19 protein-coding genes are annotated in these 20,474 nt (G+C 39.5%); 1 reads left to right on the top strand and 18 read right to left on the bottom strand.

The window, feature by feature from the left end; translation table 11 throughout:
• Window positions 1–54: 54 nt before the first annotated feature.
• The 15 genes from BTR25_RS09225 to BTR25_RS09150 all read right to left on the bottom strand — a co-directional run bounded on the left by BTR25_RS09225 (window position 55) and on the right by BTR25_RS09150 (window position 14,832).
• Window positions 55–630, bottom strand: a complete 576-nt coding sequence (locus BTR25_RS09225; protein ID WP_075687782.1) for a TetR/AcrR family transcriptional regulator — start codon at window positions 628–630, stop codon at window positions 55–57.
• A 5-nt stretch (window positions 631–635) separates the two neighbouring features.
• The gene (locus BTR25_RS09220; RefSeq protein ID WP_075687781.1) at window positions 636–1,805 is read right to left on the bottom strand and encodes a thiolase family protein; all 1,170 of its coding nucleotides are present in this window, start codon (window positions 1,803–1,805) and stop codon (window positions 636–638) included.
• 38 nt (window positions 1,806–1,843) lie between these two features.
• Window positions 1,844–2,617 carry an SDR family oxidoreductase gene (locus tag BTR25_RS09215; protein ID WP_075687780.1) on the bottom strand — a complete coding sequence of 258 codons (774 nt, stop codon included), beginning with the start codon at window positions 2,615–2,617 and terminating at the stop codon, window positions 1,844–1,846.
• A gap of 493 nt (window positions 2,618–3,110) precedes the next feature.
• The gene (locus tag BTR25_RS09210; RefSeq protein ID WP_075687779.1) at window positions 3,111–4,295 is read right to left on the bottom strand and encodes a thiolase family protein; all 1,185 of its coding nucleotides are present in this window, start codon (window positions 4,293–4,295) and stop codon (window positions 3,111–3,113) included.
• A gap of 20 nt (window positions 4,296–4,315) precedes the next feature.
• Complete coding sequence (locus tag BTR25_RS09205; RefSeq protein ID WP_483295246.1) at window positions 4,316–5,485, bottom strand: acyl-CoA dehydrogenase family protein; 1,170 nt, start codon at window positions 5,483–5,485, stop codon at window positions 4,316–4,318.
• Window positions 5,482–6,396 carry a ketopantoate reductase family protein gene (locus BTR25_RS09200; protein WP_075687777.1) on the bottom strand — a complete coding sequence of 305 codons (915 nt, stop codon included), beginning with the start codon at window positions 6,394–6,396 and terminating at the stop codon, window positions 5,482–5,484. The genes BTR25_RS09205 and BTR25_RS09200 overlap by 4 nt, the downstream gene beginning before the upstream one ends.
• A gap of 69 nt (window positions 6,397–6,465) precedes the next feature.
• Window positions 6,466–7,233 carry a class II aldolase/adducin family protein gene (locus tag BTR25_RS09195; RefSeq protein WP_075687776.1) on the bottom strand — a complete coding sequence of 256 codons (768 nt, stop codon included), beginning with the start codon at window positions 7,231–7,233 and terminating at the stop codon, window positions 6,466–6,468.
• 112 nt (window positions 7,234–7,345) lie between these two features.
• Window positions 7,346–7,747 (bottom strand): MaoC/PaaZ C-terminal domain-containing protein, encoded by a 402-nt coding sequence (locus tag BTR25_RS09190; protein WP_075687775.1) that lies wholly within the window; start codon window positions 7,745–7,747, stop codon window positions 7,346–7,348.
• Window positions 7,744–8,193, bottom strand: coding sequence for a MaoC family dehydratase N-terminal domain-containing protein (locus BTR25_RS09185; RefSeq protein ID WP_075687774.1), 450 nt, complete (start codon window positions 8,191–8,193; stop codon window positions 7,744–7,746). The genes BTR25_RS09190 and BTR25_RS09185 overlap by 4 nt, the downstream gene beginning before the upstream one ends.
• 23 nt (window positions 8,194–8,216) lie before the next feature.
• Complete coding sequence (fabG, locus tag BTR25_RS09180) at window positions 8,217–8,981, bottom strand: 3-oxoacyl-ACP reductase FabG (RefSeq protein WP_075687773.1); 765 nt, start codon at window positions 8,979–8,981, stop codon at window positions 8,217–8,219.
• Window positions 8,982–9,055: 74 nt separating this feature from the next.
• Window positions 9,056–10,231, bottom strand: coding sequence for an acyl-CoA dehydrogenase family protein (locus tag BTR25_RS09175; RefSeq protein ID WP_075687772.1), 1,176 nt, complete (start codon window positions 10,229–10,231; stop codon window positions 9,056–9,058).
• A 518-nt stretch (window positions 10,232–10,749) separates the two neighbouring features.
• Window positions 10,750–12,099: a DL-endopeptidase inhibitor IseA family protein gene (locus tag BTR25_RS09165; RefSeq protein WP_075687770.1), complete on the bottom strand. Its 1,350-nt coding sequence runs from the start codon at window positions 12,097–12,099 to the stop codon at window positions 10,750–10,752.
• Window positions 12,096–13,514, bottom strand: a complete 1,419-nt coding sequence (locus BTR25_RS09160; protein WP_254842667.1) for a HAMP domain-containing sensor histidine kinase — start codon at window positions 13,512–13,514, stop codon at window positions 12,096–12,098. The genes BTR25_RS09165 and BTR25_RS09160 overlap by 4 nt, the downstream gene beginning before the upstream one ends.
• Entirely contained in the window at window positions 13,484–14,191 is a 708-nt protein-coding gene (locus BTR25_RS09155; RefSeq protein WP_075687906.1) for a response regulator transcription factor, read from the bottom strand. Before BTR25_RS09155 ends, BTR25_RS09160 begins: the two co-directional genes overlap by 31 nt.
• Before the next feature lie 113 nt (window positions 14,192–14,304).
• Entirely contained in the window at window positions 14,305–14,832 is a 528-nt protein-coding gene (locus BTR25_RS09150) for an RNA polymerase sigma factor SigX (protein ID WP_075687769.1), read from the bottom strand.
• Window positions 14,833–15,139: 307 nt separating this feature from the next.
• On the opposite strand from BTR25_RS09150, the gene BTR25_RS09145 reads away from it, so the two are divergent.
• Window positions 15,140–16,420 carry an ATP-binding protein gene (locus BTR25_RS09145; RefSeq protein WP_175596733.1) on the top strand — a complete coding sequence of 427 codons (1,281 nt, stop codon included), beginning with the start codon at window positions 15,140–15,142 and terminating at the stop codon, window positions 16,418–16,420.
• A gap of 54 nt (window positions 16,421–16,474) precedes the next feature.
• Here BTR25_RS09145 and BTR25_RS09140 read toward each other — a convergent pair whose 3' ends face one another.
• From BTR25_RS09140 to BTR25_RS09130, 3 genes are read right to left on the bottom strand one after another with little or no spacing between them, the layout of a single operon-like run.
• On the bottom strand, window positions 16,475–17,596 hold the full coding sequence (locus BTR25_RS09140) for a GerAB/ArcD/ProY family transporter (RefSeq protein ID WP_075687767.1): 1,122 nt from the start codon (window positions 17,594–17,596) through the stop codon (window positions 16,475–16,477).
• Between the two features lie 34 nt (window positions 17,597–17,630).
• Window positions 17,631–18,839, bottom strand: a complete 1,209-nt coding sequence (locus tag BTR25_RS09135) for a Ger(x)C family spore germination protein (protein WP_075687766.1) — start codon at window positions 18,837–18,839, stop codon at window positions 17,631–17,633.
• A complete protein-coding gene (locus BTR25_RS09130) occupies window positions 18,839–20,455 on the bottom strand; it encodes a spore germination protein (RefSeq protein ID WP_139311205.1) in 1,617 nt (538 codons plus the stop codon). The genes BTR25_RS09135 and BTR25_RS09130 overlap by 1 nt, the downstream gene beginning before the upstream one ends.
• Between the last annotated feature and the right edge of the window lie 19 nt (window positions 20,456–20,474).

Here is a 20,474-nt window from a genome sequence, read left to right as displayed (position 1 = left end):
TTCATATTTAGGTTATAAAACTCCATAAGGCAGTCAATTGTAAACGCTGTCATTTTAATGCAAGCTATTACTCTTAATTCCATTTAATATCATTTCTAAAAAGATTTCTGCAGCCTGCTCTTCACTAACTTCGCCTTTATGGTTGTACCAATAATAGCTCCAATTGGTCATTCCGAGGATTCCAAAGGTTAGAATATCGGCCCGAACTTCTCCCTTAAATTCCTTCCTCGAAATTCCCTCTTGAATCAAGTCTTCTACATTTTTACGATACTCATTTCGTTTAATCCGGATATCATCCAAATTATCTTCGGATAAATGCCTCATTTCTCGAAAGAAAATCCGCGCACTCTGTCTTTTTGTTCGAATATTCTTAATGAGTGTAACGACGATCTCATACAGTTTATACGTACAGTTTGTGCACGGATTTGAAAGTATATTTTCCTGCTGTTCAAGTAACTCTTCAATATAAATCAAGTGAATATCCTTTAATAACTCCTCTTTACTAGCAAAATAATAGTAAAATGTACCCTTTGTTACACCGATTGAATCCACAATATCTTTAATCGAGGTGGATTTAAAACCATTTTGGTCAAATAACTGGATACTAGCTTCCATTATTTTTTGCTTCATCTATTTCACTCTCGTTCAATAATGGTAGCAATACCTTGACCGCCACCGATACAAGCTGTAATAAGTGCAAATCTTCCACCAGATCTTTTTAATTCATACACCGCTTTCGTTGCCAGTATTGCACCTGTTGCCCCAAGTGGATGACCATGTGCAATTGCTCCGCCATTCACGTTTATCTTTGCTAGATCCATTTCTAGCTCACGGTTACAGGCAAGAACTTGTGCAGCAAAAGCTTCGTTGATTTCAATCAGATCCATCTCATTTAAGGAAAGTCCTGACTTTTCCATTACCTTTCTAACTGCTGGGACAGGTCCAATTCCCATTATGTTAGGATCAACACCTGCAACTGCATAAGAACGAATAACGGCTAAAGGTGTTAGTCCCAGCTCCTCAGCCTTTTCTCGAGACATAATCACTAATGCCGCAGCCGCATCATTTAAACCTGAACTGCTTCCAGCTGTCACCGTCCCTCCTTGCAGGAAGGCTGGGGGAAGCTTTGCTAGAGCCTCAAGTGTTGTTTGCGGACGAGGATGCTCATCTGTTTTAAAAACAAATGGCTCACCTTTTTTCACCGGTATCGTGATTGGGACAATTTGATCATCAAAACGCCCCTCTTCCATAGCAACCTTCATCCGCTTCTGACTTTGGTATGCAAATTCATCCTGTTCTTCTTTAGTAATCTGATATTTTACCGCCAGATTCTCTGCGGTAATCCCCATCGGCGGATCGCCAATTTCCTTCGGAGAGAGTTGAGACTTTCTAAAGCTTGGCGGTACCGGGCTGAACGGCTTTTCCGGCCGGTCCATTAAGTAGGGTGCCCGGCTCATACTTTCTGTACCACCGGCGATATAAATGTCTCCATCGCCTGCACGAATTGCCTGTGCAGCAAGATTAATCGCATTAATTCCAGAACCGCATTGCCGGTCGACCGTAATCCCAGGCAAATTAAGTGTTAAACCCGTCTGTAAAGCTGTTAATCTAGCAATATTTCCACCTCCAGATAAGACGTTTCCAAAAATGACATCATCGACACTTTCTGGATCGAGGTGTACTCTTCTTACTGCTTCTTTTATCACTTCTGCTCCTAATACATGAGCAGGTACGCCTGCAAGAGCACTGCCTTGCCTGCCAATAGCCGTTCTCACTGCTGATACGATGACTGCATCTCTATTCATTCTATCTTCACCCCTTGTGTTAGAATGGTATATAACATCTACATCGCATGTGTTCCACCATCGACCACAACGACATCTCCGGTCACAAAGTCTGATGCAGGTGATGCTAAGAATAATGCAACTCCTTTAAGGTCTGAGTCGGTACCGAATTTTCTTAGTGGTGTACCCTCAAGTATTTCTTTCCCTCCGTGCTCTAAAAGACCTTTTGACATTTTTGTCGGGAAAAAGCCTGGAGCAATGGCATTTACGTATACACCTCTTGGCCCCCATTTTACGGCTAGATCCTTTGTGAAGGTTATCACGGCACCTTTAGAAGCATTATAACCAATGGCATTCATAAATTTCGGATTGCTTCCCCCAAGACCTGCTGTCGAGGCAATATTAATAATTTTCCCATACTGCTGCTCTAGCATCACTTTTCCTACAGCCTGGGACATTAAAAATGTTCCTGTCACATTTACATTCATTACTTTGTTCCATGCCTCGAGCGGCATTTCTTCTACTAATGCTCCCCAGGTCGCACCGCTATTATTTACAAGAATATCAATACGGCCAAATTTCTCAACTGTTCGCTCTACAACATTCTGTACATCCTCAGGATTACTAACATCGCATTTCAAAGCAAGTGTTTCCACCCCAAGCTTTTTAAGTTCCTCACTTACTTCTTCACAAGCTTCCAACCTTCTTGAACAAAGAACCACATTTGCTCCGGCTTCTGCAAAGCCTTCGGCAATTTGTTGACCTAATCCTCTACCTCCGCCTGTTACGATGGCAACCTTGCCTTTTAAATTAAATAACTCATTGACATGCATTGTTCATACCCCCAACGGAACTATTTACGTTACTATGTAAATCTTCAACTAAACCGCAAAAATTGTAAGCCTTTACATTTCGAACATTAAATCGTTTAACATACTAACTAGTCGGTATGTTACTAAAATTATAATAAACAAAATGTTTAGAATATTCAACAGCTAATTTTTCACCAAATTTCTCACTAGTATTGTAGAAACATATTAATATTCCTATTGATACGTGCTGATTTTTTAAATTATTCTACTAAATTAAAAAATTCTCGTATATAATGATTAACGAAACTTAGTAAAGAATAGCATTCTCTTGATCTTTATGATAAAAATACTATATGTTCAAATTGTGAACAAGTAGTTAACATCTCTAGTTAATTCTATACTAATCTACCTTTATTGGAACAATTTTTCCGTTCTCAACTGCACCAACTACTATGTTTTGCAAAAGCACCATTCTTTCAATCCGAGGAAAATGGATGCTTTTGCATTAATTTGGTTATATACGTTCAACCATAATTGCCATTCCTTGACCACCGCCGATACATAGGGTAGCAATTCCCCTTCTCTTCTCACGGCGTTCTAGTTCATACAATAAAGTAGTGATAATTTTTGCTCCTGTAGCCCCAAGAGGATGCCCTAATGCAATAGCTCCACCATTTACATTCACCTTTTCAGGGTCTAATTGTAATCCGCGAATGACTGCCAATGCTTGTGAGGCAAAAGCCTCATTTAATTCAATTAAATCAATGTCTTCAAGTGTGAGTCGCACCCGCTCTAATAGTTTCCTTACTGCTGGTACAGGTCCAATCCCCATCACTTTAGGAGAAACCCCGGCTGCAGCCCAATCCACTAGTCTTGCCATTGGCTTTAGCCCTAGTTGCTTGGCATTTGTGGAGGATGTTAACACCAAAGCTGCTGCTCCGTCATTTCGGCCACATGCATTTCCGGCGGTAACGGTTCCATTTTCTTTAAAAACAGGTTTAAGCCTGGCAAGTGCTTCAATTGTTGTATCTGGCCTTGGATGCTCATCTTCTTTAAACAGAAAAGATTTCTTCTTATCTTTGATTTCAACTGGAACCATTTCAGCTTCAAATTTCTTATTTTCGATTGCAAAACTAGCTTTAAGCTGACTTTCTAGCGAAAACCTATCCTGGTCCTCCCTTGAAATGGAATACCTCTCTGCGACATTTTCCGCAGTGATTCCCATTCCTAATTGGCTTCCATAGATTTCATTAGGCTGCTGCCCTGCCTCTGTATTGGAATCGACAAGTTTTGAATTGTCGCCGCCAAAGCGAGAGTTTCTAAGATAGATAGGAGCCCTGCTCATATTTTCTGTACCGCCAGCGACTACAATCTCTGCCTGACCAAAGGCTATTTGCTGGGCAGCAGAGGCGACTGCCTGCATTCCTGAGGCACAAAGCCGGTTAATCGTAAAAGCAGGCACAGTTTCTGGGACCCCCGCTCTTAAAGCAGCAACTCTAGCTACGTTGGAAGATTCAGTTGATTGTCTGACTTCTCCTAATATGACCTCATCCACTTGGTTAGCGTTGATTCCAGCCCTTGTAATAGCTTCCTTGATAACAATGGATGCTAGAGTCCCAGAATTTATATTTTTCAATGCCCCTCCATATCTGCCAACAGGTGTGCGAACAGCACTTAAGATTACAATATCCTTCACCATTTTTCCTCCCGGTTGTATAGTTAGCTATACTCAGAATCCAATTGAGATGCGATAATGTTTTTTTGAATTTCCGAGGTTCCCTCATAGATCCTGGTAATGCGAGCATCTCGAAAAAAACGCTCAATTGGATAATCTGCAATGTAGCCTAGGCCACCATGAACTTGTACTGCTTTATCTGCTATCCGGTTATACACTTCTGACCCATATAGCTTTAGCATAGCCGCTTCTTTAATAACCTTCATCCCTTGATCGACCATCCAAGCTACTCGGTATGTAAAGGAGCGCAGAGCCTCAATCTCTACCGCCATCTCGGATAGCATATGACCAACTGCTTGGTGCTTTATAATCGGTGTACCAAACTGAATCCGTTCCTTAGCGTGCCTGACTGACATATCTAACAGCTTTTGACACGAACCAAGATTCCTCGAAGCCAGACCTGCTCGGCCATTTGCCAGAATTTTCAAAGCATTCACATAGCCCTGGCCTTCGGTGCCAAGGACATTCTCGACAGGCACCTCACAGTTTTCAAAAATGAGCTCTGCTGAATTTGACCCTCTTAATCCCATTTTTTTCTCAACAGCACCTACTTGAAAACCTGGATAATCCTTTTCGACGATAAACGAAGTTATACCCTTCGCTCCCTTTGAAGGATCAGTAACTGCCATAACTGTAAATACACTCGCTTCAACAGCATTGGTAATATAGTGCTTTAAGCCATTTAAGATATATTTATCACCTTTACGGACGGCAGTTGTCTTCAAATTTGCCGCATTCGAGCCCGCTTCTGGCTCTGTTAAAGCAAACGCCCCAATTCTTTCACCACTTGCCATGAGAGGAAGGTACTTGTTCTTTTGTTCCTCATTTCCCATCTCCACAATCCCAACTGTACCAATACCGGTATGGGCACCAATTAATGTCGTATAACCATTATGAGTTTGGCCAATCTCTTCGTAAAGGGCGCATTTCCCGACCATTCCGATTCCTAGACCGCCATATTTCTCCGGAATACTTAAGCCAAAAAGCCCCATTTCCTTTGATAGATTAATAATTCTTTCCGGAATTCTGTTTTCTTCTTCTATTTGCATGGCAACTGCTTCTACCTCTGTTTGTATAAAGTTGCGAACATTTCTTTTTAAAAAGAGGATGTCGTCATCCAATTCAAAATTCAAAATGAACACCTCGCTTTTCATCTATTTTTCAGGTCTTGAAAGGATAAAAGAGAATAAATCGTTTTAATCACAGGCGTGTCAACCTTCACTGATTTTCCTTTTTTGACTAAATATCCACAAATCGACTCAAGCTCCATTTTCTTTCCGTTTAACTTATCCTGCAGCATGGAGGTTTTATGATTTCTAGCAAATTGTCCTTGTTCTAGGATGGTTAAGTAGAAATCTTCCTCGATGTTATACCCTAGTGTTCTAGCAACCATAATGGCCTCCTGACACATTTTTATCGCAATATTCCTTAAACCTTGATGTTCAAAAATAGCACCGACGTTTTCTTCTATCAAAGCAGTTAAAGGGTTAAACGTAATGTTCCAGAGAAGCTTTTTCCACTTTACTTCTAACACGTTAGCAGAAGGAAATGTGTCAATCTTTGCGTCATTAAAGATCGTGGTGATTTCATTCACTTTATCAGTGAATCCTTCAGATAATGCTCCAATTACTAATCTTGGAGCCATACCAATTTGTTCGACAACACCTGCTTTTTTAACATTTGCTTGAATATAGGTTGCGGCCGATAAAATCCTGTCTCTTCCAAAAGTGTCTGACAATATTTCCTCGTTATCGACCCCGTTTTGCAAAGTCATGATTAGGCAAGCTTCTTTTAGAAATGGCTTTAGATTTTCAGCTACTTCTGCTGTAGCCGTTGATTTCACACAAAACAACAATAAATCAATATCCGAAAGGTCTTCAGCACGATCGGTAAACTCGGCTGTAACATGGAACCTCTCAGTCTCAGCTTGTACCGTTAGTCCCTTATCTTTTAAAAGCTTAAGATTATTTCCTCGGGCTAAAAAAACGACTTCATTACCTGCCTTATGCAAATAGGCACCAAAATAACCACCGACCGCTCCGGTACCTGCGACCGCAATCTTCATTCGTTTCCCTCCAGCCGTTTTTATGTATCACTGAAAAGATGATAAATCATCCTTTCAGGAATGTTCTCACTAATCTAGCAGATCAGCCTGTTCCTTGACTATGCGGTTCCATAACGGCTGAAATTGGAACCAGCCAGCCTCCGTTGTTCCCACTGCCTCATACGTGGCTGCAGCATTTCCATCATCAATGATGATGGGTGTCCCGGCGGACTCTGCAAGTAACTGTGCTTGGCATGAACGTTCCATTGTAATAAACCACCATACTGCTTCATCAACCGATTTACCCACTGTCAATAAACCATGATTCCGTAAAATACAAGCCTTACGGTGTCCAAGTGCTTTGCCAATCCGCTTTCCTTCTTCGATATCTAACACGACACCAGTAAAATCATCAAACAAGGAGTGGTCGTTATAAAAAGCACATGCATCCTGAGTAATAGGATCAAGGAGCCTTCCTAATGAAGACCACGACTTACCGTAAACCGAGTGTGCATGGGCAGCAGCAATGACATCCGGTCTTGCGGCATGGACCTGTGAATGAATAGCAAAAGCAGCACGATTAACGGGGTAATTGCCTTCGACCACATTCCCTTCGTGATTACAGAGGATTAAGTCTGAGGCTTTAATCTGGCTAAAATGCATTCCAAATGGATTTACCCAGAAATGATCCTTTTTCTCTGGATCCCGGGCGGTAATATGACCGGCCACTCCTTCGTCAAAGCCAAACTTGGAAAAAAGCCGGAACGCACCTGCTAATTTCTGTTTTAGATGAAGCCTCTCTTCTTCCACATTTGAAAATACCGGCGGCGCATAACTCAACACCATTTTTGCTGTCATTCTAATCAGACCTCCATAATAATTTGTCGAATAACCAGATAATTTTTGTAAACATTCGCCATAGAAATAAACCCAGCCAAAGAATATTCTCTTAAGGCTGGGCCGATGTTTGTTAATATTGTGTATACACTACATCGCCTTTTAGAACTTCGTTGCCGTTTTGGTTAACAGCCTGAACTTGAAAGCGGAGTTTATTGTCGTTTACATCCTTTAAGGTTGCTGTTAATGTCACCACATCATTCAAAAAGACCATACCCTTAAAACGAATGCTGTAATCCTGAATAAACCCTTCCTCATAATAAGGGGTAAACAGTTTTGCTAGATTTCCCATCGTCCACATACCATGGGCAATAATTCCCGGTAATCCTGCCTTCTTAGCCTCATCGTCGATTGTATGGATCGGATTAAAATCACCTGAAGCACCTGAATATTTAATCAAATCCATCCGTGAGACTGGTTCAAGCTGTATCTCGTTAAGAGCCTCGCCTACTTGCAATTGTTCCATCGTCGTCATTTTACCATCACCTTCCTAACAGCTTCCGTAATAATAACTGTCTGTTTTGAAGTAAATATGGTTTTTCCTTCCAAGCTCTCACCATAGCTTTGTACGACAAGGATACCCATTGTACCCTGACTTCCTTTTTTTTCTGTATAATTTTCTACAACTGAGTAACAGCGGATTTCTTCACCTACTAGCAACGGACGCTCATAATGGTAAGTTTGCTCTCCGTGGATTAACCCTTTGGGAGGTAGGTTTAAACCCTCGATTTCTCCATAGTCAAAAACGCGCGGAAAAGTTGGCGGTGCAATATTTGATTTATATCTTGATCGTCTTCCAGTTTCCTCATCAAAGTAAATAGGATGGAGATCACCAATTGATTCAGCAAACTTCTTAACGGCTCCTCGTTCAACCAAGTTTTTTACTTTGTTTGACCTTTTACCAATTTGATCGCTATACAATTTATTTTCGCCTCGCTTTACAATTAATTTTTGGGTCCGCCAGCCACATAAATAACCTGACCATTAACAAAGGAAGACTTTTCATCCGCAAAGAAAGCAACAGCATTTGCAATATCAGCAGGCTTACCGCTTCTGCCTACCGGAATATGAGCGACGCTTGCTTGAATTAACTGCTCAAAGGAAATGCCAATTCTAGCGGCTGTTTCCTTCGTCATCTCTGTTTCGATGAATCCTGGAGCAACAGAATTCGCTGTAATTCCATATCTTCCTAATTCAATAGCGAGGGTCTTAGTAAATCCCTGCAAGCCAGCTTTTGCAGCTGCATAGTTGGCTTGGCCGCGGTTTCCAAGAGCAGAAGTAGAACTAATATTAACAATTCGGCCATATTTATTCTCGACCATATATTTCTGTGCCGCACGGGCAGCATTAAACGAACCTTTTAAATGGACATCCATAACCGTCTGCCAATCTAAATCTGACATCTTAAAGAGGAGATTATCGCGAATGACACCTGCATTGTTTACTAGGATGTCAATTGATCCAAATGTTTCATTGGCCTCCTTCATTGCCACTTCCACCTGCTCTGGATCCACAACATTTGCAAGCTTTGAGAATACATCATATCCTTTCTCTTTTAACTCGTTCGTTGTTTCCACTAGTGCTTCTTCATTTAGGTCTATCAAGGCTACTTTCGCGCCTTCCGCGGCAAAAAGTTCAACAATTCCCTTGCCAATTCCGCGACACCCTCCAGTAACAAAGGCTACTCTTCCCTCAAATCTACCTGCCATTCTAAACATTCCTCCTACAAATTAATAATCTAGTAATAATAGCCAGGGTAGCGCTTACATTTAAAAATAAATAACTACCACTGACCAACTTTCACATGCCCTTTTATTAAGTTACGAGCAATAATCATACGCTGAATTTCATCAGTACCATCATAAATTCTCCATAGCCTTGCTTCACGGTACCAGCGCTCGATTGGTAATTCCCTTGTGTATCCCATTCCGCCATGAATTTGCAAGACACGGTCCACTACATTATTTCCTATATTGGCACCGTACAATTTTGCAATTGAAGCAGCATGTCTATTATCCTCACCCTGGTCAAGTGTGAAAGCAGCATTCAATACGAGCCATCTAGCGGCTTCGATTTCTACTGCGGAATCAGCGATTTGCCATTGAATCGCCTGTCTTTCAGCAATTGGCTGACCAAAGGTAATTCTTTCTTTGGAATAATCTATTGCCATTTGTAGTAATCGTTCTGCAGCCCCAACTGCTCTCGCACCAACCACCCAGCGGGCAAAGCCGATCCACTCTAGCCCTAAATTATAACCCTTATGCAGCTCACCAAGGATGTTTTCCTCAGGTACACGAACATGATCGAATACTAATCCAGCTGGTCCCCACTCTCCCATTGTATGTATATACTCTGATTTCCAGCCCATTTCACGGTCTACTATAAAACAGGTAACTCCTTCACGTCCATTTGTTGATTGATGCAGGTCTTTATCGGTTATCGCGATAGCCATTACGAAATCTGCTTCGTTACCACCAGTAATAAAGGTCTTTTCTCCATTAAGTACCCATTCATTGCCATCTTTTACAGCTGTCATCTTTATGTTTCTTGTATCTGATCCAGCACCAGGCTCGGTCATCGCAAAGCAAGACTTTTTCTCCCCATTGATAGTGGGAAGTAAATACTTTTTCTTTTGTTCTTCGTTTGCACGATATAAAATAATATCTGCTGACCCGCCAAAGGTAAACGGTACAAAGGTTTTTGAAATTTCCATAAAAACAATAGCCATCATCATTTGTCCTAGATCTGCCCCGCCATATTCCTCTGGTGTATTGATGCCCCAAAAGCCAGCTTCCTTTGCCTTTAATTGTAGGTCCTTTAACTTCCCCTCTGGAAGACTTGGTTTGCCTTCTCTTTCGTTTCTAAGCACATCATTTTCTAGTGGAATCAATTCCTTCTCTACGAATCTTCTAATTGTTTTTTGCACCATTTTTTGTTCATCTGTAAGTCGCAAATACATACCATCCACTCCGTTTCTAAACTAGATTTCTAGTATTCTTTCCGCTACAACAGAATATGCACCACAGCTCAATAACATACCTACCGGTTAGTATGTTTAGTTTTATTTTATTCTGAACTTTCAGATAAAACAAGACATTTATAAAAGATTTTGCGCTTTCTGTTTTTGGTTTCCATTTCCATTTTAACAGAATCTACCCTTAGAGAAAAATTTTTCTGTAAGATACATCCCCTTTTTACCTTTTTGTAATCATTTTTAACTGTTTTGATACAAATGCTTTTGTTATTTCATATACGATAGTCTTATAGCCATATTGAATGAAAGCAGGGAAGGTAATGTTAAAGAAATATCTTATTAAAGAGAGCAGTTTAAGAGAATTCCTTACCTTTATCCTTTGGGTCATTTCGTCGATTATTTTCATCAACTCAATTTTTTTCCTTATCATTCGCCTTTTTATCAATTTTATATAAAAGAATGTAAGAAGCAGCTAGGTATGAGTGACCTTCTGCTTCTGCATTTTAAAATGTTCCTGGTTCTGAAAAGATGCGCCAGCCGTTTTCTGTTTTTTGAAAGCTTATGTGAACCACTTCATAGGATAGACTGTTTCCTAATGGAACTTTAATGTCAAATTCTTTTTCATTGCCCTTGTCTTTTTTTTGGACAATTTCAGCTAATTCGTAGTTTAAAATCGAACCGCCATCCGCATTTGGCTGAACTAATTTTCCAAAGTACTCAAAGATTTTCACTCTTCTTAAAAAGCCCTGAATCGCATCCATTGTATAAGAACGGGATAAATAATTTTGCATTTTAGCATTCGTGTCTAAGTCAGTTCCTAAATATCGGTATTCATTATTATTTATGTTGACGATATTAACAATACCATCAGGCATTTTGCCGCCACTCGTCACATACCAGTATTGCTGGGCCGCTTTCGTTACCCTTTTTATCACCAATTCATCTTCTAAACTAGTAAACCTTATGTTTGTTTCTTTCGTTTGCCCAAGAGTATTCTGGTTATTTTTTGCCAGTTTTTTTAATTGTTCAAAGAAATCCTTCGTTGGTACCATTGACTTAGTTTTTAGACCTTTTTCAATTGCCTCCAGTGCCAATTCATTTTGATTCGCCTTCAGATAGGCATCTGCTAAATAATACCAGTAATAAGCAGCATCCGGCACCTCTGACGTCCTTTTCTGGTAATATGCAATTACCTTTTGAAAATATGCTGGGTAATAGGTTCGATCTGTAACAAAGGCATCTCCATTCCAACCTAACAAATCAATTTTATAGACATCGGCCATATCCCGTTTCCATATCGCAAGCCGTGTCTTTGGGTCATTGTCAAATTGAACTGCCTCTAACTCGTTGTAACTCAACTCTCTTAAACTAGTTAATTTTCCCTTGTTCCAATGAAAGATTTCAAGTGTATTTTCTGAGGAGGTTGTCAGCTGCCATCCAATTAAAATCTCTTTTCTGCCATCTCCTGTAACATCTGATGCACTTGCCCAACTGATTACCGAACCCGGACCATTCTTCGCAAATACCTTGTCCCAACCATTCTTAGTTTCTTTTAAAACAAATGCCCCAACCTGATTTTGATGTATGGTCGACTTGTATAGAACAAGGACTTCATCCTGCTCGTCATCATCAAGGTCGACACTAATGACTGACTCAGTACCGACTGGTCCATTAGGGACAAATAACTCAGTTCCTTTTGGCAGATTTCTTCTAGCGATTGACAGCAAGTCCTCATCTTGGTCTTTGGCCTTGGCCTCCTTAGGCGGCTGTATTAAACTTTCTGGGTCTGTAAATAAGTTGCAGCCTGTAAGTAAACATATGATTGATAGAATGTAAACTGCTATTTTTCTCATTTCTTCACCTCTAAATGAACGAATGGAAGTCGGATTTCAATGGTAGTTCCAACACCCTCTTGACTTTTCATGGTGAAGTGACCGTAATGAGCTTGCACAATTTCATCAACAATCGCCAACCCTAATCCACTGCCTGATGCATGAGAATTCCCTTTGTAAAATTTTCCTTTCACTAGCTTTAACTCTTCATCAGAAATGCCTATTCCTGTATCCACAATATGCAAGATGGCATTCTGCTCATCCTTATCCAGCTTAATTGTAATCTCACCACCGCTTGGTGTAAATTTAAGGGCGTTGTCTAGTAGATTCATTAATACCTGTTTGAGCCGGTTTTGATCGACCGCTAACTTAATTGATTCTCCTATTAATGTGGTAAATTTAACTCCCTGCCTTATCCCTCTTGGCTCTAGTTGCTGAACAACCTGTTTTACTAAGGATGATAAATTAATTTGTTTAAAGACTAAGGGCAGTTTGCCAGAGGAAAGACTTGAAAAATCTAGTAACTCATTTAACAAGTCATTAAGTCGGTCGCTTTCATTTGAAATTATATCAAGACCCTCATGATAAAACTGATCTTCAGACATTGAATGTAAGGTAATTGCCCATCCCTTTATCGACGTTAAAGGAGTCCGTAGTTCATGGGATATAGAGGCAATAAATTCATTTTTCAGTTGCTCATGCCGTTCGATTTCTTTTGCCATGAAATTCAAGGTATCCGCCAGTTTGCCCATTTCATCGTCCTTTTCTTTCGGTATTCTGGTTGAAAGTTTTCCTGAAGCCATTTGTTCCGCTGCCATGGTAATGACACTAACAGGTTTAGTAATCGTATTTGCTAAAAAGAAGCTGATAATTGCCGCGGCTAAAATAACAATTCCACCAAAGGATAATAATAATAAAGTATTTTGAGTGAATACCTTATTTACCTGGACAAGAGAAGTGGTAAATCTGATGGCACCAATGATAGTATTACCTCGTTTAAGCGGCTGCGTAACCACTAATATTCGCTCATCATTTAACATTGTGTCTAAATATCCTGTCATACCATTTAAAGCTGCTTTTACATCTTCATATTTTGAAACATCATGCTCCGTAGTTTCATGTGTATTTGCTAAAATCATTCCCTTATCACTTACAAGCTGTACTTGTGCCTCAATGATAAACCGATAGTGGTTGAGCATCTTTTCCGCATCCACCTTCAGCTTATCGTCAATAATCTCTTGTTCATAAAAGGAAGAGAACATGGTGCCTTGGTCGCGTAATGTTTGTTTCACACCATCCATGTAATACAATCTTAAAGAAGATAGAATCATAGCTTCAAATAGGGCAACACTAAAGATAATTAAGAGTAAATAGCTCCATACAACCCTCCGCTTAATGCCCTTCTTCATTCCTTTTTCGCACTTCCCTGAAAGCAATAACCAAAACCCCAGATGGTGATTAAAAATTGTGGATTAGACGGATCTTCTTCTATTTTTTCGCGTAATCTTCGAATATGAACATCAACCGTTTTTGGATCTCCAAAATAATTAATTCCCCAGATTCCATCTAAAAGTTGATCTCGTGTAATTGGTTCATTTAATCGTTCAAAAAATAACTTTACTAACTGAAATTCTCTGGCGGTTAATTTTATTACTACACCCGTTTTATATAGGCGCTGCGTCTTTAAATCTAATACAAATGGACCTGTTTCCACCGTACTTGGGGGCAGTTTTGGGGAAGTCTGACTGGTCCTGCGGAGTACAGAACGAATCCTTGCTACCAGTTCTAAAGGGTTAAAAGGCTTTACAATATAGTCATCAGCACCCAGCTCAAGACCCATAATCTTTTCCATATCCTGCCCCCTGGCAGAAACAATTACAATTGGCAATTCAGGGTGGGTTTCTCTTAGCTTTGTACAGATTTCAAATCCATCGGTATCAGGTAACATTAAATCTAACAAAACGAGTGAAGGAGAGTGGGCATGAACAAGCCTAATTGCTTCCTCCCCATTCTCCGCTTCCATTACATCAAAATTGGATCTTTGAAGGTTGAAACCAATCAACTTGCGAATTGGCACCTCATCCTCCACCACTAAAATTATCCCATCCTTCATTCTATTACCCTCACAATTAATCATAATAGGTTCCTTCTATTATTTTACATCTCCACTATAACTTAGAAAAGTTTTTCCTGCAGGAAATATGTAAACAGTAAGGGACTATCGATTCAGCCAGCCATTTCTTTCTGAATCACTTCATTCATTAGATTTTTTAAATGTTTGATTGCACGGTGCTGGGTAGTTTTTACTTTACTTTCCTTCCAGCCAAGCACTTTAGCTGTTTCAATAATCGAAAGCTCTTGGATAAAGCGGAGTAGAATGACACTTCTTTGGTCAATAGAACACTTCTCAAGACACTTATACACTAATAGTTTTTCTTCTAAATGAAACACCACTTCATCTGGCTGCGGTGAATCATCCTTTATTGGTAAATCAACTAATTCCCATTTAGTAATCATTTTTTGTTTCCAGCCCTTTTGTTTTCGAAAGTGATCAATCGCTACGTTGCGGGCAATGGCAAATAACCAGGTCTTTTCACTGCTGTCACCGTTAAAGTTCTGGTATGATTTTAATACGCGTATATATACCTCTTGGACCAGGTCCTCTGCTTGTTCCCGGCTCTGTATCATATAAAACAGAAAATTAAACAGGTCGTTGTGATATTTTTTATATAATTCATTAAAAATAGCTTCCAATTTGGACCTCTCCTCGTTTTTAAATTTGTTGTTTCATCAAAACGAGTTCTTATAGATTGTAGTGTGGATGATTATCCTCCTTCAAATCATACTTTTTTTTCAAAAATAAAGGGTTACAATCGGGTAAACAATTCATTAGCTAAATGTTACCGATTTGTAACCTTATTCTTAATATTTACTAAATTCTATCATTAGCCGTTTTTTCTTTTTTTATAAAGCTACAAAGATTCCCAGCTATAAGGCATTTCATTCTTCTAAAAATTCTAGTAAAATGGAAGATATATCTTATCAGAACAGGAGAATTTCCTTGAAGAAAAAGAACATCCTATTCCTGTACTTTGTTAGTAGCTTTATTTGGATTTATGTGAGTAATTATGTAGCTGTTTATTATATCTCTTCCGAATACACCCATTATTTCGAGAGGTCGAAGGAGATTTTTTATATCCTTGTAACAGGCAGTATCATTTATTTTTTCTTTTTGAAAAAGGAAGAATTAGATAGCACAAAAGAAGAAGAGAAGCGGTTATCAACCTTAATTAACTCTATGATCGATTTTGTAAATTTTAAAGACGGAGAGGGCCGGTGGATTCAGTCTAACGATTTTGGCTTAAAGTTATTTCAGCTAGAAAAAGTCGACTATCGCGGTAAAACGGATGCAGAATTAGCTGAGTATACAGAATTTTATGCCGATGCACTGAGAAATTGTGTGATATCTGACGAGGAAACTTGGAAAACAGGGAAAGTAACACACTGTGAAGAAGTGGTCCCACTTCCTGATGGTACATCTAAGACCTTTAATACAATCAAGATTCCCCTGTTTGACGAAGAAGGAAATAGAGAAGGATTAGTCGTTATAGGACGGGATATAACCGAATTAAGGGAAGCTGAAGATCGTCTCCGCAGAACCGAAAAGCTTTCGGTAGTTGGAGAGTTATCTGCGAGCGTTGCACACGAAATCCGGAACCCACTGACCTCCTTAAAAGGGTTTGTTCAGCTTTTACAAAAGGAAGATGATCAACATCAGAATTACTATCAAATCATGTTAGATGAATTAAACCGGATTAATTACATTGTTGGTGAATTATTATTACTGGCTAAGCCCCAACATATTAAATTCACCACAACGAACATTCAAAAACTATTAAATGATGTCATATCACTACTCGGTGTAGAGGCAAGTCTACACAATGTCCAAATAAACGTAAACCTCCCTAAGAAGGATTTACTAATTGAATGCGAACCAAACCAACTAAAACAATTGTTTATTAACATTATTAAAAACGCTATTGAAGCAACAAATAATAGTGGCACAGTTAGCATTGCCCTCGAACAAATTGAGGATAATATATTTATTACCATCAAGGATAACGGCTGTGGTATATCGAAGGACCGCCTTGAAAAGATTGGAGAACCCTTCTACTCTTCTAAGGAAAAAGGAACAGGCCTTGGCTTGACGGTGAGCTCCAAAATTGTTCAGTCTCATGAAGGAACCATAAGGTTTGACAGTGAAATCAATCAAGGGACAACCGTTAGTATTTCACTTCCAAAGTCCCAAGCAAGTCTATTGCAATCTAAAGTTTTAGCCTAGAATCTTAAAAAACTGCCACTGACTATCCTGGTCAAGGCAGTTTTTATATTAAGCTTATACTTGTGAAGAACTGTCTTTTTGTTGGGAGGTTTTTATCTTACGATTGCGAATAAACGCAATCACCAAAAGTAAACAAGGAATGATGATTTGAAAGGGCCAATGCAAGTAAATCGTAACCACCTTCAGCCCTTCATTGATATGTTCGGTATAGTTTGCTGCAATTGTAACAGAAGCAAATAGGATGAGTAAACCGACTGGTGTTCCAATTCTGCGATGGTCCTCAAATTTGAAAATATCTGCAATTCCCGCAACTGCTGCGTAATAATACAATGCGATTTTAAAAAAACCGCCAATAATTAGATAGAGCATGAAAAATATATCGAGCCGTTCAATAAAATCAGCCATTTCAATTTTACTAATGGTTGATAACAGCGGGTACGGTGAGCGGGCAAAAAGGTCTCCACCCAATGTCGTGACATTGATTGCACTTGTAATCGCTATATTTATTCCACTGAGAACAATACCAAATATACAGATTGATCTTGCTTTTTTGGGTTCATTTAACAAGGGAAGAAACATCGTAAAAACAATCATTTCACCAAAAGGGAAGGTGACCGTCTGTACTAGTGTCAATTTAATAACCGGCATCCAGCCGTTCTCGAGAATGGGCAGTAAATTCTCAAGGTGAATTAATCCAGAAAAAGTTATCAATAAAATACCAACAATCGCCAGCAAATAAATAATTGCAAAAAAGAGCTCCCCCGTTCTTGCAAGCACCTCAAACCCCTTTTGAATACCATAAATAAGCGTGATAATCATGAGGGTATTCATAATAAAAAGTGGTGTATGAGAGTATATCGTGGTTGTGAGCAGTTCGCCAAAGTCACGAAGCACCCTTGAGGCACTGTACATAAAATAGATAATATACATGAAGCTAATACATCTGCCGATCAATTTACCCATGATTTTTTGGGTATAACTTGTAAGGGGAAGGTCTGGATAGAACTGAAACAGACGATGATAAACTAAAAAAAGTAGCACACCTCCTGCCATGCCTAAGAGAATGGCAATCCAGGCATCTTGTTTTACAGAGTTTCCTAAACCAACAAGAATTGCACTGCCCATCTCAAACAGCACAACTAGAACAAATAGCTGACCCGCATTTACTTTTACCATCGGTTTGTTTCACCATCCCCCTGAATAGAGTTTTTTATAGGTCAGACCAAAAAGGATTCGTTCGTATACCAGAACGGCGGTAATGGAAGTCTACCTTAACCTCTGTTTCAATTTCTGCGAAATGTTCATTCCACTCATCTTGGACCTTTTTCCAATACTTTGGATCTGCTCGATGAACTTTTTCTCCAAAGCCAAATACATCACTTTTTTGTTTTTGAGCTTCTTTGATTGCGCCTTCCACTTGCATTTTTATTTTTTCTTCTACTTTTTTTTCTAACTTCATAATGACTTTTTGATCCATAAGATCAATTGCGGTATTGGCCTCACTTAAATTTCCTTCTTCTTCGACAAAAACCGTTATTCGGGGCTCCCCATTTTTAACTGCCGTAGAAACTTTTGTTTTTGAACGAATTGGTATCACATTAACCGCGTTCTTTTTACCATTCCAATCGATGTTGATTCCTGTTGATTCCACCTTATCCAATACCCAGACGGCACCTCTTGCATTTTCATTATCTAACCATCCAATTAACTTTCCATCTTTTATAATGGCCATACCATCAACATCTAATCTTGCGGGCGGTGCCGTTGTTTCAAGATTTTCATTTGTCTTTCCTTTTTCTTTCTTTCCAAATACTTTATAACCCGATATTAAGGGTTCTTTGCCTTTACTAACTATCGCACTAATTAAGTCATCCACTGATACTTGGATATTTTCACCTAGCCTTTTTTCAGTTCCTTTTAGCCCTTTTGTAATTTTTTCAACTGGCAGTTTATCTATATTGGTTAAGGTCGTTAATATTTCTTCAGCCTTTGAATCTCTGCCAATAATAACTTGTGAGGTAGTTCTAAATTCAGGATCTCGTTCAAGTGCATCTAACGTATCAAGAATATCTTCTTTTGCAAGATCCTCACCGATAACGACTAAATTTGAATGCGCATAATAGAGGCGGCGTGAAATAGACTTAGTAGCTTTCCGTGCGGCTTCAGTTAAAGTGTCCCCCTCACTTTTTGAAATTACAACCGGTATTCCGCCTCCGCTGCCACCGCCTTCATTTCCAGTAGCAACATTACCTGGAATTACTACTTGAAAGGTTACTTCGTATTTATAATCTTCCGAACCTTTGTCAATTCCGATTCCCATGACAAACGCTAAGTCAGTTAATTCTTGTTGATTCCAGCAGCCACTTAGAATCGGTACTTGCAAAATAAGTACAGTCAAGAACCATTTTATTTTCCTCACTACTGATCACCTTTTGTAGGATTTTGTTTCTCAATTTGGGATTCTTTTGGCGGGTCTGGTTTTTGATTTTCCCCAGACATAATCGTATTGCCCTTAGCTATTAAAGGAGGTCTACTTTTAAACGCCCAAATAGGAAAACGAACAAAGACATCTTGTTGGTTCTTCCAATTGAAAGGTGCTAAAGGGGACATATAGGGTATCCCAAAAGATCTAAGTCCACATAAATGAAGGGTCATAAAAATTAACCCCAGCATAATTCCATAAAACCCTAAAAAAGTAGATAATCCCATCAGCACAAAGCGAATTAATCTTGCTGCAATCGCCATCGCAAAGGTCGGTGTAGAAAAGTTAGCAATGGCGGTAATTGAAACAACGATGACCATTACCGGAGAAACAAAGCCCGCTTGAACTGCCGCCTGTCCAATAACAAGGGCACCCACAATGGATACGGCCTGACCGACGGCACGAGGGAGCCTTAAGCCTGCCTCTCTTAGAATTTCAAAGGTTACCTCCATTATGAGTGCCTCCACAAACGCTGGAAAAGGGACATTTTCCCGTTGGGCCGCAATTGCTATCGCCATCTGTGTTGGAATCATCTCTTGATGAAAGGTTGTGGCAGCAATATACAAAGCTGGTCCAATAAGGGCAATAAAAAAGGCTAGAATCCTTAAAAGACGAATCCCTGTTGATATATCGAAGCGTGAATAATAATCGTCAGGGGCTTGAAAAAATTGAATAAAAACGGCTGGTGCTGTCAGAACAAATGGGGTACCATCCACTACGATGGCAATTCGCCCCTCTAACAGCTGTGATGCTACAACATCTGGCCGTTCAGAATGGTATATTGTTGGGAATGCGGTCCAAGTTTGATCTTCAATTAACTGCTCGATATAACCAGATTCTAAGATGCCATCAATTTCGATTCGATTTAACCGCTCTTTTATCTCTTTTACAATTTTTTCATTTGCAATTCCTTTAATATACATAATTCCTATATCTGTTTGAGTCACGGTACCAATTTTCATGGACTCTAGCCAGAGGTTGGGACTTTTTATTCTTCTCCGAATGAGAGCTGTATTGGTCCTAAAAGTTTCTGTAAAGGAATCCTTCGGGCCTCTGATGGCCAATTGTGTAGTGGGTTCACTGACGGCCCTCTTTTCCCACCCCTTTGTTTCACCCGAGATCGCTTTATTAAAGCCATCTAAAAAGATGACAGTATCACCAGATAGCACAGTATCGTAAACTTGATTCCAGTTGGTAATCGTATTAATACTCCCAATCGCCACTGTCTGATCAATCATGAACTGAAAAAAATCAATTGGCTCATTCATTTCAGCTTTTTCCATAGAAGTTTCTAATATAAAATCACTAATGACTTTGCTGTCCGCTAAGCCATCCACATAAACAGTAGCACCTTTATGACTGCCGACTTTAAATTCCCGTATGACAATATCGGTACTACCGCCAAATTCTTCTTTTACTCTTGAGATATTCTGCTGATAATCCCTAAGTATGGATAAATCTTCTGGTTTTTGTGGATCTTGCTTTTGACGAAAATTATCATTCTGCCCTTTTTTCTTTTTATTCTTCTTAAGAATTTTTGATAATATCGACACTTGGGATCACCTCACTAGC

The organism is Bacillus sp. MRMR6 (assembly GCF_001940785.1).
Lineage (GTDB): Bacteria > Bacillota > Bacilli > Bacillales > Cytobacillaceae > Neobacillus.
This window is presented reverse-complemented; position numbering and strand designations above follow the sequence as displayed.

Coding starts and splice junctions, on each gene's coding strand:
- BTR25_RS09225 (WP_075687782.1), bottom strand. CDS start 630: ATGAAGCAAAAAATAATGGAAGCTAGTATCCAGTTATTTGACCAAAAT.
- BTR25_RS09220 (WP_075687781.1), bottom strand. CDS start 1,805: ATGAATAGAGATGCAGTCATCGTATCAGCAGTGAGAACGGCTATTGGC.
- BTR25_RS09210 (WP_075687779.1), bottom strand. CDS start 4,295: ATGGTGAAGGATATTGTAATCTTAAGTGCTGTTCGCACACCTGTTGGC.
- BTR25_RS09175 (WP_075687772.1), bottom strand. CDS start 10,231: ATGTATTTGCGACTTACAGATGAACAAAAAATGGTGCAAAAAACAATT.
- BTR25_RS09215 (WP_075687780.1), bottom strand. CDS start 2,617: ATGCATGTCAATGAGTTATTTAATTTAAAAGGCAAGGTTGCCATCGTA.
- BTR25_RS09190 (WP_075687775.1), bottom strand. CDS start 7,747: ATGACGACGATGGAACAATTGCAAGTAGGCGAGGCTCTTAACGAGATA.
- BTR25_RS09165 (WP_075687770.1), bottom strand. CDS start 12,099: ATGAGAAAAATAGCAGTTTACATTCTATCAATCATATGTTTACTTACA.
- BTR25_RS09140 (WP_075687767.1), bottom strand. CDS start 17,596: ATGGTAAAAGTAAATGCGGGTCAGCTATTTGTTCTAGTTGTGCTGTTT.
- BTR25_RS09195 (WP_075687776.1), bottom strand. CDS start 7,233: ATGACAGCAAAAATGGTGTTGAGTTATGCGCCGCCGGTATTTTCAAAT.
- BTR25_RS09200 (WP_075687777.1), bottom strand. CDS start 6,396: ATGAAGATTGCGGTCGCAGGTACCGGAGCGGTCGGTGGTTATTTTGGT.
- BTR25_RS09155 (WP_075687906.1), bottom strand. CDS start 14,191: ATGAAGGATGGGATAATTTTAGTGGTGGAGGATGAGGTGCCAATTCGC.
- fabG (WP_075687773.1), bottom strand. CDS start 8,981: ATGGCAGGTAGATTTGAGGGAAGAGTAGCCTTTGTTACTGGAGGGTGT.
- BTR25_RS09205 (WP_483295246.1), bottom strand. CDS start 5,485: ATGAAAAGCGAGGTGTTCATTTTGAATTTTGAATTGGATGACGACATC.